We start from the raw sequence: 12,956 nt of genomic DNA, 5'->3' as shown, positions 1-12,956 counted from the left end.
CCTCGGCACCTGAAGCCCTGCCCCGGCGGGAGGTGGCGCGGTGTCGTTGCTGTGGTTCTGGATCGCCCTGATCATGCTGGTGTGCGGCGGTGGTGTCTGGCTCGTCGACACTGCCCGGGCCGCCCAGCAGAACCGTCATGAGCGGCGCATGGAGGAGCTGCGCGCCGAGGAGCGGCGGACCCGGCGGCTGGAGGAGGCCAGGCGTCCCCCCGAGCCGGTCTGCGGGTGCGGGCACCATCTGGCCCTGCACGACCGGAAGTCCGGGCGCTGCCACGCGACGGTGCGGGTGCCCACCGGCTGGGACGCGGACCGCAGGCCGACGGGGTATTCCCCGGGGGCATGCGGCTGCCGGCAGTACGTCGGACCGCAGCCGCTCTCGCAGATCTATGCCGAGGAGCTGACCGACGAGGACGGCCCGCCCGCCGTCTGAGGCGCCGCGAGCCGCCCGGCGCCGACTACCGCTTGCGGACCAGGGTGACGCCGTCCCGCACCGGCAGCATCACCGTGTCCACCCGGTCGTCGGCGGTGATCGCGTCGTTGAGCGCCCGCACGGTCCGCACCGAGTCGCCCTCGGCGGAGGGGTCGGTGACCCGGCCCTTCTGGAGGACGTTGTCCAGGACGATCAGGCCGCCGGGCCGCAGCCGGCTCACCAGCTCCTCGTAGTAGACCGGGTAGCCCGTCTTGTCGGCGTCGATGAAGGCGAAGTCGACGGTCTCCTCGCGCGGCAGCGCCCGCAGCGTGTCGGCGGCGGGCGCGATCCGCAGGTCGATGCTCCCGGAGACCCCGGCGCGCTCCCAGTAGCGGCGGGCCACCGACGTCCACTCCTCGCTGACGTCGCACGCCAGCAGGCGGCCCCCCGGGGCCAGGCCGCGGGCGATGCAGATCGCCGAATACCCGGTGAAGGTGCCGATCTCCACCGCCTGCCGGGCGCCGGTCAGCCGGGTGAGCATGGTGAGCAGCGCACCCTCGTCGTGCGAGATCTGCATGCCGGCCTCGCCGGGCAGCGAGCGGGCCGTCTCCTCGGCCAGCTCCCGCAGCACCGGGTCCGCGGGGGTGGCGTGCGCGAGGACGTATTCGTTGATCACGGGGTCGGTGATGTCCATGGCCCGACTCTAGGCTCGGGGACTGTCAGCCCGGGTGCCCCGGCGGCGGGCCGGTCGTGCCGGTCCGCCGCCCCGGTACCCGCGGCCCCGCGCCGCGGCGCAGCCAGTAGGCCGCCAGTACGCCGCCGATGAGCCCGAAGAGATGCCCCTGCCAGGAGATTCCCGGATTGGTGGGCAGCACCCCCCACAGGATCGAGCCGTACAGCAGGAACACCGTGATCCCGACCGTGATGTCCAGGGCGTCCTTCTCCACGAAGCCGCGGGCCAGCAGGTATCCGAAGAGACCGAAGACCACCCCCGAGGCCCCGGCCGTGTTGGTGTTCTCCCAGGCGAACAGCCAGATCCCCAGCCCGGACACCGTGATGATCACGAAGCAGACGGCGAGGAAGCGGCCGATGCCGCGCAGCGCGGCGAGGAAGCCGAAGATCAGCAGCGGGAGGGTGTTCGCGGACAGGTGGTTGAAGCCGAAGTGCAGGAACGCCGCGGGATAGATGTGCAGCAGCTCACCGGTGTCGCGCGGCTGTATGCCGTACTCCCGCACCAGCGGCCCGTTCGTCCCGTCGGCCGCCTCCAGGGCCCACAGCAGCCCGACCCAGCCGAGCATCAGCAGCGCCGCGGCCGCCGCCCGCCCGCGCCGCGAGACCCCGTTCCCCATGCTGCTCCTTACGGCCCGTCGCCTGCCGGATCACGTGGCGTGTACCCCGTTGGCCCCAGCGTAAGGGGGGGAGGCGCCGCGGAGGTCACGGCTGCAGCGGGCCGGGGATGTTGGCGCGTCCGGGGTTCTCGGCCCGCTGCCGCTCCAGGACGTCCAGGTACATCAGCGCCACGGTGATGTCCTCGGGGACGAGAGTGCCCTCCGTCGCCGGAGGGGCCAGGGAGATCGCCGTGCCGCCGGTCAGGCCCAGCTCGAGGGGCAGGGTGCCTCCGTCCGGCCCGGCGAACTGGCCGAGGTCGAAGGAGGCGTGGGTCAGCAGCCCGTTGCGGACCTCCAGCTCGGCGACCACCCGCTGCCCGGGGTCGGCCGGGTCCTCCACGACCGGCGGCAGGCCGAACCGTTCGCTCTCCTGCTCCAGCAGGTCCAGCAGCGGGCCGAGTGCCTCCCGGGCATGCCCGGCGGTGAGCTCCACCAGGTAGATGTCGGCGCCGTGTTCGGGGGCGGCACGGCGCACCGACACCCCGGACCGAAGGCCCGCGCCGAGGCGGTCCACCAGCGCCCACTGTTCCTGCGGGTCGAGCATGGCCAGGCCGTTCCGCAGCGCGGCGGCCACGTCCGTGGCCGGGCCGGGTGCCATGCCGGTGCCGCGCTCCACGGCCCGCGCGTAGGCGGTCAGCCGCCGCTGGTCTACCTCCACCCAGCTGCCCTGCAGGGCACGGCTCGCCGTCCGCAGGGAGGGCGGCAGCTCGGAGGCGCGCCGCATGAAGCGCCGGGCAGCGGAGATCTCGGCCTCGTCGCCGCCGCGGGCGTCCTGGACGAGCGTCTCGGCGCCGATCCTGAGGTAGGTGCGGCCGTCGATGATCTTCACCCCGACCGCGTCCTTCCCCCCGAACCCGAGCGACAGGGCACTGTCCAGCGGATCGGTCCGGGACACGTCCCGCATCGGGGTACTGCCCGAAGGGGCGCCGACCACCGCCGTCAGCTCCAGCCCGGCCAGCAGCCGGGCGGCGGCCGGGTCGGGCTCCGGGCCGCCGTGGCGTGCGGCGGAGCGCAGCAGGTAGTCGTGCACCTCCTCGGGGGAGGCGCCGAGCGTCGCGTCCACGGAGACCGCGTCGCGCGACAGCAGCTGGTGGACGGCGTCGCGGACCTGCAGGCCCGAGCCGGCGGACCGGGCGACCTGGCAGGACGCGAGGGGAAGCACGAGCAGGACGGCGCAGACCGGGGCGACCATCCTCTTGAGCGTGAGGGCGATGATGTCACTCCTGGTGTGGGGGAACGGGCTCACGGTATCTCTCCACACGTCACCGCGGAGGGCCGCCGCACGGCGGTGTCCTTCTCGCGCATCCGCTGCCGTCGCGGCCGCCTCCCGTGGTCGCTGCGGCCTCCTGTCCCCAGTCTTCCCTCCGGGCCCGCCGCGGGGGGCCCGGGCGGGCCGGTGTGACGAAGCCGTCACCATCCGGTAAGGCGGCCGTTGCCGCGCCGTTCCCGTTAGGGTCGGTGAGGTGACGGAGAGCGAGATGCGACGCCCATGGATCGTCGGAGTGTCGGGCGCGTCCGGCACTCCCTACGCCGCCGCCGTGCTCCGGGCGCTGCTGGAGGCGGGTGAAGCGGTGGATCTGGTGGTGAGCCGCGCCTCCCGGCTCACGCTGCTGGACGAGACGGGGATCGCGTTCCGTGACGGCCACTGGAGGGAGGACCTGCGCCGCTGGCTGGCCCGGGGCGCGGACGGCACGCCGGACGCCTTCGCACCGGACACCGAGGGCGTCCACCACTGGTCCGCGGGGGACCTGGCCGCCGGACCGTCCTCCGGCTCCTACCCCGCCCGGGGCATGATCATCGTGCCGGCGTCCACGGCGGCAGTCGCCGGAGTAGCCCTCGGCCTCTCCAAGGACCTGCTCCAGCGCGCGGCGAGCGTCACGCTCAAGGAGCGGCGCCCGCTGGTCGTCGCCGTCCGTGAGACACCGCTGAACGGGCAGACCCTGCGCCACCTGGTGACCCTGGACGAGGCCGGGGCGGTGGTGCTGCCCGCCTCGCCGGCCTTCTATGCCGGAGCCACGCACATCCAGGACCTCGTGGACTTCGTCGCCGGCCGGGTCCTGGACGCCGCCGGGGTGCCGCACGGCCTCTACCGCCGCTGGAAGGGTGAACTGGGGGGCGCCACCCGCTGAAGCCGCCCACTCGCAGGTCGCCCGCCCCGTATGCCTTAGATTCTTACGTGCAGCAGACGGGGCAGGGCCGGACTATCGGAAGGCACAGCGATCATGGACGCGGTGGACAGGCAGCTCATCCAGGAGCTGCGGGAGAACGGCCGGGCCTCCTACGCGGAACTCGGACGGCTGGTGGGACTGTCCGGCCCCAGCGTCACCGACCGGATCAACCGGCTGGAGGCGGCCGGCGTCATCACCGGCTACCGGGCGACCGTCGACGCGCGCACCCTGGGGCTCGGCGTGACCGCGCTGATCGGCATCCAGCTGTCCGACTCCGTCGACCACGAGGACGTGGCGGGCCGGCTGAAGGACCTGATGGAGATCGAGGACTGCTGGTTCATCGCCGGCGAGGACTCCTTCATGCTCAAGGTCCGCGCGAGCGACGTGGACGGTCTGGAACGGACCATCCGCAGGCTGTCGGGCACCAAGGGGGTCTCCCGCACCCGGACCACGATCGTGCTCTCCACAAAATGGGAGAACCGGGTCGGAGAGCTTCCGGAGGACCTGCGGGCGTAGGCTCGTGGGAGCGCACACGAGGTGGAGGAGGCGCGTCGCATGGACTCTGGGCTCAAGCGCGAGCTGGAGGAGAAGGTCCGGGCCGGGGAGCGGCTGACCCGTGAGGACGGGATCGCGCTCTACGCGTCCGACGACCTCGCCTGGCTGGGTGGACTGGCACACGAGGTGCGCACCCGGAAGAACGGCGACGTCGTCTACTTCAACGTCAACCGTCATCTCAACATGACCAACGTCTGCACGGCCTCGTGCGCCTACTGCTCCTTCCAGCGCAAGCCGGGGGAGAAGGACGCGTACACCATGCGGATCGAGGAGGCGGTGCGGCTCGCCAAGGCGATGGAGGGCGAGAACCTCACCGAACTGCACATCGTCAACGGCCTCCACCCCACGCTGCCCTGGCGCTACTACCCGCGCTCGCTCAGCGCGCTGAAGGAGGCGCTGCCGGACACCGTGCAGCTCAAGGCCTTCACCGCCACCGAGATCCACCACTTCGAGACCATCTCGGGCCTGAGCGCCTCGGAGATCCTCGACGAGCTGATCGACGCCGGACTGGAATCGCTGACCGGCGGCGGCGCGGAGATCTTCGACTGGGAGGTCCGGCAGCACATCGTGGACCACGCCACGCACTGGGAGGACTGGTCCCGCATCCACCGGCTGGCGCACAGCAAGGGACTGAAGACCCCGTGCACCATGCTGTACGGGCACATCGAGGAGCCCCGCCACCGGGTGGACCACGTGCTGCGGCTGCGCGAGCTGCAGGACGAGACCGGCGGTTTCCAGGTCTTCATCCCGCTGCGCTACCAGCACGACTTCGTGGACATGAAGGACGGCAAGATCCGCAACCGGCTCCAGGCCCGCACCACCATGGCCTCCGGAGCCGAGGCGCTCAAGACCTTCGCGGTGTCCCGGCTGCTGTTCGACAACGTGCCGCACGTCAAGGTCTTCTGGGTGATGCACGGTGTGCAGACCGCTCAGCTCGCGCTCCAGCACGGCGCGGACGACATGGACGGCTCGGTCGTCGAGTACAAGATCACCCACGATGCCGACTCCTTCGGCACCCCGGACAAGCTGACCCGCGAGGACCTGCTGGAGCTGATCCGGGACGCGGGCTTCCGGCCGGTGGAGCGCAACACCCGCTACGAGATCCTGCGGGAGTACGACGGCCCGGACCCGGACCGCCGTGAGTCCCCGCAGCCGATGAGGGTGTGAGAGGCCGGCGGTGCGGGACACGCGCTACATGCGGTTCGTCCGCAACCCGGTGATCACGGCGGAGCTGAGGGACGAACTGGCCGGCCTGTGGGCCCAGGTCACCAACGCCGGAGGCGCGGTCGGATTCGTGCCCCCGGTGACCGAGGCCGACGTCCGGCCCGTGCTGGAGGACCATCTCGCCGCGCTCGCCGAGGACCGGGCGCGGCTGCTCGTCGGCTACGACGAGCACGGCCGCACCGTCGGCACGGCGTTCTTCCGGCTCAACTCGCACCGGCTCATGCGGCACTGGCTGTGGCTCTACACGGTGATGCTGCACCCCGCCCGGCAGGGCGGGGGAGCGGGCCGGGAACTGATGGGCGTGGCCGAGGCGATGGCCCGGGAGATGCCCGGCATCGAGGCGATCCGGCTCACCTGCCGCGGCGGGATGGGCCTGGAGCGCTTCTACGCCTCGTGCGGCTACCAGGAGGTCGGCCGCGTGCCGCGCGCCATCCGGGTCGCCGAGGACGACTACCGCGACGACGTCGTGATGTGGCTGCCGCTGAGCTGAGGCGGGCGCGTGTCCCGGGCCGCGGCGGCCTGTACTAGCGTGGAAGGCGTCCGGTCGGGTACCGGACGCCCCCCCCGCACCCGAGGCCAAGGATGAGAGACCCGCTGTGACCGCTGACAAGCTCGCGACGCTCCGCTACACCGGCATGCGGCTGGGGATCTTCGCCGCCTGTTTCGTCGTGCTGGCGGCGCTGTCCCGCTTCGGACTCGTCCCCGCCGGAATCGGGGAGTCGCACATCCTGTGGATCATGGTGCTGGCCATCGTGGTGTCCGCCCCGCTCAGCTACGTGGTGCTCCGGCGGCAGCGCGACGCGATGTCGGCGCAGATCGTCGGCGGCGTGGACCGCGCCCGGCGGAAGCTGAACGAGAACCGCTCCATGGAGGACGCGGCCGACGACGCCGCCCGCGCACAGCAGTGACCGCGGCGGGCGGCGGGCGTCAGCGGCCTGTCAGCACCGGGCCGGCTTGAGCCAGGAGCACTCCGCCTCCTCCGCGGGTGCCGCGGACCCGTCCGCCGTCCGGCCGCCGTGCTCCGGCGCCCGCCGGTCCGGCCCCGGGGCGGATCCCGCCGCTTCGGGGGCGTCCTCGCCCGAGGAGGCCAGGGCCACCACGATGCGGTCCTCGATGTCCTTGGGCGCCGCCCCCAGGTGGTAGTTGAGCACGACGGAGAAGACCAGCTCCCGGCCGTCGGCGCCGGTGACGTAGCCGGACAGCCCGGTGGCGCCGGTCAGCGTGCCGGTCTTGGCCCGCGCGTTGCCCTCGGCGGCCGTGCCGCACATCCGGCTGCGCAGCGTGCCGCCGGTGAACCGGTCCGGCTCGCAGGCCACCGGAAGCGCCTCCAGCCACACGTCGAACCACTCCTCGCCCCGCACCGCGGTCAGCAGCGCCGCGAACTCCTTCGCCGGAACCCAGTTCCGCCGGGTCAGGCCGGAGCCGTCGGCCAGCACGTAGGTGCCGGGATCCATGCCGAGCGAGGCCACGGACCCGTTGACCGCCGCGATCCCCGCCGGCCAGCTGCCCTCGCCGGACGTCTCGTAACCGATCGTCTTGACCAGGACCTCGGCATGGCCGTTGTTGGACAGCTTCATGAAGGGCGTCAGCAGCTCGGCCGCAGTCATCGACTCGTGCGCGGCCAGCACCCGGCTGCCCTCCGGGACGGCCTCCCCGAGGCGGGTGCCGCCGCGCACCCGCACCCCGTGGTCCTCCAGGGCCCCGGCGAAGACGGCGGTGGCGTGCCCGGTGGGGTCCCAGACGCTGCGCCACACCCCTGACGGAGCGGCGTCCAGCGCGATGCTCCCCTCGATGGTGATCACGTTCTCGCCGTGCCGCCGGCCGACCGGAAGGTTCAGCGGGGAGCCCGCCTCGCCCGTGGTGGCCCGGTTCTCGACGGTGACGAAGCCGGTGTCCGGGCGGACGGACACCCTGGGGGCGTCGCCCACCGCGTCGCCCGGCTCGATCGTGAGGTGGACGGTGCCGGCGTCGTAGTCGGTGTCGGGGGCGACGGTCAGCGCCGAGACCGGCGCGCCGTAGTAGTACTGCTCGTCGCCGACGTTCCAGCCCCAGTGGAAGCGTTCGTCGTCGAAACGGGTGTCGTCGGCGACCAGGTCGCCGGTGACGGTCCTGACCCCGGCGGCGGCGATCTCCCCGGCCAGCGCCCGGTAGTCCTCGGCCAGCAGGGTCGGATCGCCGGTGCCGCGCAGATAGAGATCGCCGTGCAGCGTACGGCCCCGGATCCGGCCGTCGGTGCGCACGTCGGTGGTCCAGGTGTAGTCGGGACCGAGCAGATCCATGGCCGCCGCCGAGGTCAGCAGCTTGGTGTTGGAGGCCGGCATCAGCCGGTCGGCCGCGTCGTGCTCGTACAGGGTCCGGCCGGTGGCCGCGTCGGCGACCAGGACGCTCGCCTGCGCACCGTCCAGCCGGGGGTCGGTGAGGATCTCGTCGATGGCGGAGGAGAACGCGGCCGTCGACGGCTCGGCGCCGGCGGGGGAGCTCCAGGCGAGGGTGACCGCCAGGCAGGCGGTCACCGGGGCGATGAGAAGGCGTCTGAGCGGAGGTCGTCGGGTCATGCGCCAGAGCATGGCGTAAGTATTCTTCCGGTCAAGGGGGCGCCGCAGAAAAACACCACCGGACCCCCCGTCAGTTCCTTTGCGGGGCATGGCCGTCCGGGCGCGGGGTGCCCCGGCGGCCGCGACGGGCCGCGGCGGGCCGGTGTGCCCGCGCTGCGAGGGCTCGGCGGGAGAATCGCCGAAGGGCTGGCCAGGAAGCCCCGGAGCGGGCAGCCTACGGAACCGCAGGTCTGTGGTCCGCGGCGCCGAAGACCCGTTCCGCACCTCAGCCGCGCCCGGGAGGAACCGTGTCCCGACCGCCTACCGGCCCCCAGCCGGTCCATGCCGTGCTGCCCGTGCTGCGCCGGGAGGGCGGGCGCGTCCGCGAGGTGTCCGTCCCCGCGCTCGCCCCCGTCGTGGAACACGGCAGCCTGGCCGACATCCCCTTCGTCAACGCCGAGCAGGCGCCGGGCGACGTCGCCTTCGGGCGTGAGCAGCCGGACGGCAGCTGGCGGGACGTCACCTGCGCGGAGTTCGCCGCCGAGGTGCACACGGTGGCGAAGGGGCTCATCGCGCACGGACTGCGGCCCGGCGACCGGCTCGGCATCATCTGCCGCACCCGCTACGAGTGGACCCTGCTGGACTTCGCGGCGTGGGCCGCCGGGCTCATCACCGTCCCCGTCTACCCCGGCTCCTCGGCCCACCAGACCGGGTGGATCCTGCGGGACGCCGGGGTGCGGGCCTGTCTGGTGGAAGGGGTGGAGGAGGCCAGGACGGTCACCTCGATCCGCCATCAGCTGCCCGACCTGGAGCACGTGTGGCAGCTCACCGCTGTCTCCGGCGGCGGCGAGGGCACCGTGCTGCCCCAGATCTCCGGCCTGGGGCGCGGCGTGCCCGACTCGCTGGTGACCGAGCGGCGGGCGATGCTCACCCCGGGGGCCGCGGCGACCGTTGTCTACACCTCGGGCACCACCGGCATGCCCAAGGGCTGTGTCCTGACCCACGGCAACTTCTTCGCCGAGGTCGACAACGCCATCGAGCTGCAGTACACGATCTTCAAGGAGCGTTTCTCCGGACCGCCCTCCACCCTGCTGTTCCTGCCGCTCGCCCATGTGTTCGGGCGGATGGTCGCGGTCGGGTGCGTGCGCGCCCGGGTCCGGCTGGGGCACGCGCCGAGTATCCGGACGGACGACCTGCTGGAGGGTCTGGCCGGCTTCCGGCCGACCTTCCTGGTCGCCATACCGTACGTGCTGGAGAAGGTGTACAACACCGCGCGGGCCACCGCCGAGCGGATGGGCCGGGCCGGGTCCTTCGACCGGGCGGCGCGGGTCGCCCGCAAGTACGGCGACGCCCACGCCGCCCGGCAGCGCGGCTCGTCCGCCGGCACCGGCGAGGAGGGTGGCTACCGGCCGTGGCACCGGACGGAGGGTCGTCCCGGTCTCGGTCTGCGGGCCGCCCGCTCGCTGTACGACCCGCTGGTCTACCGCCGCATCCGGGCCGCGCTCGGCGGCCACGTCCGGCACGTGGTGTGCGGCGGATCACCGCTGGGTCCCCGGCTGGGCGCCTTCTACGAGGGCGCCGGGATCTCGGTCTACGAGGGCTACGGGCTCACCGAGACCACGGCGGCCGCCACCCTGGCCCCGCCACAGGCTCCGCGTCTGGGCACCGTGGGCTGGCCGATGCCCGGTTCGGCCGTGCGCATCGCCGACGACGGCGAGGTCCTGCTGCGCGGCCCGCAGGTGTTCAGCGGCTACTGGGACTCCGGCCGCGGCGTGGTCGTCCCCGAGACCGGCCCCGAGGGCTGGCTGGCCACCGGCGACCTGGGGGAACTGGACGACGACGGGTATCTGGTCATCACCGGCCGCAAGAAGGACCTGATCATCACCTCGGGGGGCAAGAACGTGGCCCCGGCGCCCCTGGAGGACTGGCTGCGCGCCCATCCGCTGGTCAGCCAGTGCGTGGTGATCGGGGACGACCGGCCCTACCTGACGGCGCTCATCACGCTCGACGCGGACGGGCTGGCGCACTGGCGGCAGATTTCCGGCCACGCGCACACGCCGGTGCGGGAGCTGACCGGGGACCCGGAACTGCTGCGCCACCTGCAGCGTGCGGTGGACGACGCGAACAGCCTCGTCTCGACCGCGGAATCCATCCGCCGGTTCCGCGTCCTGCCCCGCGACTTCACCGTGGAATCCGGCCATCTCACCCCGTCGATGAAACTGCGCCGGGCGGCGGTGCTGCGCGACTTCGAGGACGAGGTGGAGCGGCTCTACCGGGACTGAGGGGCCCTTTCCGGAGCCGGGCGTTCCGGTTTCCGGCCGCAGGGGCGCCGCGGCCGGAAAAGGCAGGAGCCCCCGCCGGGGGCGGGGGCTCCTTGGGTGGTGCTCGAAACGGGCGATCAGCTGGGCGTGACGTTCTCCGCCTGCGGGCCCTTGGGGCCCTGGGTCACGTCGAAGGTCACCGCCTGGCTCTCCTCGAGAGAGCGGAAGCCGGATGCGTTGATCGCGGAGTAGTGGACGAAGACATCGGGACCGCCGCCGTCCTGGGCGATGAAACCAAAGCCCTTTTCGGCGTTGAACCACTTGACGGTACCGGTAGCCATAAGCCCTCCCTGGGCCTATAAGGGTCGCCCTGTTCCAGCACCTGCAAAGAAGCCTGAAAATGACGAAAGCCTGCGGTTACATGCTCCGCAGGCTCGTACTGCAAGGGAAACCAAACTGCAACGTGCTTCGAGCCTAGCATGCGGTCAGCATGCCGGAAAGAGGAATGATCACCCGGTCGGCGGGGTCGTCTCTCTCCTGCGGCTCTCATCGACATCAGGCGTACCCTGCCAAGCGTGAGCGCACACCTCCCGTCCCGCCCTCGTGTCGGGCACATCCAGTTCCTGAACTGTCTGCCCCTCTACTGGGGCCTCGCCCGCACCGGCAGTCTGCTGGACGTGGAGCTCTCCAAGGACACGCCGGAGCGGCTGAGCGAACAGCTCGTGAACGGTGAGCTGGACATCGGCCCCATCACGCTGGTGGAGTTTCTCCGGCATGCCGGAGAGCTGGTGGCGCTGCCGGACATCGCGGTGGGCTGCGACGGGCCGGTGATGTCCTGCGTCCTGGTCTCCCAGCGCCCGCTGAAGGACCTGGACGGCGCCCGGGTCGCGCTCGGGTCGACCTCGCGCACCTCGGTACGGCTGGCCCGGCTGCTGCTGGCCGACCGCTACGGGGTGAGTCCCCGCTACTACACCTGCCCGCCCGACCTCGGGGTGATGATGCAGGAGGCGGACGCCGCGGTGCTGATCGGCGACGCCGCGCTGCGGGCCTCGCTGCACGACGCCCCCCGGCTCGGCCTCGACGTGCACGACCTGGGGCGGATGTGGCACGAGTGGACGGGGCTGCCGTTTGTCTTCGCGCTGTGGGCCGTCCGCCGCTCCTACCTGGAGCGGGAGCCGGCGACCGTGGCCGAGGTCCACCGGGCCTTCCTGGAATCCCGTGACCTGTCGCTCACCGAGGTCGGCAAGGTCGCCGAACAGGCGGCACGCTGGGAGGCCTTCGACGCCCGGACCCTGGAGCGGTACTTCACCACCCTCGACTTCGGTCTGGGCCCCCGGCAGCTGGCCGGTATCGAGGAGTTCGCCCGCCGCGCCGGCCTGCCCGGCGGGGACCGGGTCGAACTGCTGCCCCCGCCGGCAGCCTGAGCGGGAGGGGGACAGCGATGCAGCCGCTGGCGGCCGAGGACCCGCGGGGCGTGGGCCCCTACCGGCTGCTGGGCAGGCTCGGCAGCGGCGGCATGGGCCGGGTCTTCCTGGGCCGCAGCGCGGGCGGCCGCACCGTCGCCGTGAAGATCGTCCACCCGCACCTGGCCGCCGACCCGGACTTCCGCGCCCGGTTCGCCCGGGAGGTCGACGCGGCCCGGCTGACCGGCGGCCGGTGGACCGCCGCCGTGCTGGACGCCGGGCCGGAGGCCGAAGTGCCCTGGGTCGCCACCGGATACGTGGCAGGACCGGACCTGCACCGGGTGGTGAGGGAGCACGGGCCGCTTCCCGAGCCCACCGTCCGGGCGCTCGGCGCCGGCCTGGCGGAGGCGCTGGCCGCCGTGCACGCCCGGGGGCTGGTCCACCGCGACGTCAAGCCGTCCAACGTCCTGCTCGCCCTGGACGGGCCGCGCCTGATCGACTTCGGCATCGTCCGGGCCGCGGACGACGGAGCCTCGCTGACCGCCACCGGGGTGTCCGTCGGCTCCCCCGGCTTCATGGCGCCCGAGCAGATCTGCGGCGGTGCCGTCGGCGGAGCCGCGGACGTGTTCTCCGCCGGTGCCGTGCTCGCCCTGGCGCCCGCCGCCCGCCCGCCGTTCCCCGGCGACAGCGCGGCCCAGCTGCTCTACCGAGTGGTGCACGAGCCGCCCGACCTCGGCCGGGTGCCCGCCGGGCTGCGCGGTACGGTCGCTCGCTGCCTCGACAAGGACCCCGCCGCCCGCCCCGCCCCGCGTGAGCTGGGCCGGGAGCTGGCCGGTGAGGGCGGCGCCGCCGCGCTGTTCGCGGCCGGCTGGCTGCCGCCCGCCGTCGTCGAGGACATCGGCCGGCGCGCGGTGCGGCTGCTGGACGCCGAGGGCGGTCCCGCCACGGACCCCGCCGCCGGGCCGCCCGGCGTCTTCGGGCCCCCGCACCCCGCCTACGGCGCCGCGCCGCGGG

The 12,956-nt window shown here is 73.0% G+C and carries 14 protein-coding genes; 9 read left to right on the top strand and 5 right to left on the bottom strand.

Going from position 1 to position 12,956, the window contains the following annotated elements:
* Window positions 1–40: 40 nt before the first annotated feature.
* Window positions 41–430 carry a hypothetical protein gene (locus ABD299_RS21615; RefSeq protein WP_344265293.1) on the top strand — a complete coding sequence of 130 codons (390 nt, stop codon included), beginning with the start codon at window positions 41–43 and terminating at the stop codon, window positions 428–430.
* A gap of 25 nt (window positions 431–455) precedes the next feature.
* Here the strand turns inward: ABD299_RS21615 and ABD299_RS21610 are convergent, their stop codons facing one another.
* From ABD299_RS21610 to ABD299_RS21600, 3 genes are all read right to left on the bottom strand, one after another.
* Entirely contained in the window at window positions 456–1,103 is a 648-nt protein-coding gene (locus ABD299_RS21610) for an O-methyltransferase (RefSeq protein ID WP_344265290.1), read from the bottom strand.
* A gap of 25 nt (window positions 1,104–1,128) precedes the next feature.
* Entirely contained in the window at window positions 1,129–1,758 is a 630-nt protein-coding gene (locus ABD299_RS21605) for a rhomboid family intramembrane serine protease (RefSeq protein WP_344265287.1), read from the bottom strand.
* An 85-nt stretch (window positions 1,759–1,843) separates the two neighbouring features.
* Entirely contained in the window at window positions 1,844–3,043 is a 1,200-nt protein-coding gene (locus tag ABD299_RS21600) for a hypothetical protein (protein ID WP_344265284.1), read from the bottom strand.
* A 232-nt stretch (window positions 3,044–3,275) separates the two neighbouring features.
* Between ABD299_RS21600 and ABD299_RS21595 the strand changes: the two genes are divergently transcribed.
* The 5 genes from ABD299_RS21595 to ABD299_RS21575 all read left to right on the top strand — a co-directional run bounded on the left by ABD299_RS21595 (window position 3,276) and on the right by ABD299_RS21575 (window position 6,652).
* Window positions 3,276–3,926 (top strand): UbiX family flavin prenyltransferase, encoded by a 651-nt coding sequence (locus tag ABD299_RS21595; protein WP_344265334.1) that lies wholly within the window; start codon window positions 3,276–3,278, stop codon window positions 3,924–3,926.
* 93 nt (window positions 3,927–4,019) lie between these two features.
* A complete protein-coding gene (locus ABD299_RS21590; protein ID WP_344265281.1) occupies window positions 4,020–4,481 on the top strand; it encodes an Lrp/AsnC family transcriptional regulator in 462 nt (153 codons plus the stop codon).
* 39 nt (window positions 4,482–4,520) lie between these two features.
* Window positions 4,521–5,687: an aminofutalosine synthase MqnE gene (gene mqnE / locus ABD299_RS21585; protein WP_344265279.1), complete on the top strand. Its 1,167-nt coding sequence runs from the start codon at window positions 4,521–4,523 to the stop codon at window positions 5,685–5,687.
* A gap of 28 nt (window positions 5,688–5,715) precedes the next feature.
* Window positions 5,716–6,234: a GNAT family N-acetyltransferase gene (locus ABD299_RS21580; RefSeq protein WP_344265332.1), complete on the top strand. Its 519-nt coding sequence runs from the start codon at window positions 5,716–5,718 to the stop codon at window positions 6,232–6,234.
* Between the two features lie 106 nt (window positions 6,235–6,340).
* On the top strand, window positions 6,341–6,652 hold the full coding sequence (locus tag ABD299_RS21575; protein WP_344265276.1) for a DUF4229 domain-containing protein: 312 nt from the start codon (window positions 6,341–6,343) through the stop codon (window positions 6,650–6,652).
* Window positions 6,653–6,682: 30 nt separating this feature from the next.
* Here the strand turns inward: ABD299_RS21575 and dacB are convergent, their stop codons facing one another.
* Window positions 6,683–8,299: a D-alanyl-D-alanine carboxypeptidase/D-alanyl-D-alanine endopeptidase gene (dacB, locus tag ABD299_RS21570; protein ID WP_344265273.1), complete on the bottom strand. Its 1,617-nt coding sequence runs from the start codon at window positions 8,297–8,299 to the stop codon at window positions 6,683–6,685.
* A gap of 287 nt (window positions 8,300–8,586) precedes the next feature.
* Between dacB and ABD299_RS21565 the strand changes: the two genes are divergently transcribed.
* Window positions 8,587–10,560 (top strand): AMP-dependent synthetase/ligase, encoded by a 1,974-nt coding sequence (locus ABD299_RS21565; RefSeq protein WP_344265270.1) that lies wholly within the window; start codon window positions 8,587–8,589, stop codon window positions 10,558–10,560.
* A 116-nt stretch (window positions 10,561–10,676) separates the two neighbouring features.
* Here the strand turns inward: ABD299_RS21565 and ABD299_RS21560 are convergent, their stop codons facing one another.
* Complete coding sequence (locus tag ABD299_RS21560; protein ID WP_344265267.1) at window positions 10,677–10,880, bottom strand: cold-shock protein; 204 nt, start codon at window positions 10,878–10,880, stop codon at window positions 10,677–10,679.
* 234 nt (window positions 10,881–11,114) lie between these two features.
* Between ABD299_RS21560 and ABD299_RS21555 the strand changes: the two genes are divergently transcribed.
* Both ABD299_RS21555 and ABD299_RS21550 read left to right on the top strand, forming a co-directional pair.
* Window positions 11,115–11,963, top strand: a complete 849-nt coding sequence (locus ABD299_RS21555; RefSeq protein WP_344265264.1) for a menaquinone biosynthetic enzyme MqnA/MqnD family protein — start codon at window positions 11,115–11,117, stop codon at window positions 11,961–11,963.
* 17 nt (window positions 11,964–11,980) lie between these two features.
* Window positions 11,981–12,956 (top strand): serine/threonine-protein kinase (locus ABD299_RS21550; protein WP_344265261.1); only part of this gene is annotated, 976 nt, incomplete at its 3' end.

Source organism: Streptomyces sodiiphilus (assembly GCF_039529215.1).
GTDB lineage: Bacteria > Actinomycetota > Actinomycetes > Streptomycetales > Streptomycetaceae > Streptomyces > Streptomyces sodiiphilus.
Note: the sequence above shows the minus strand (reverse complement) of the source record. Positions and strands in the feature narration are given on the sequence as shown.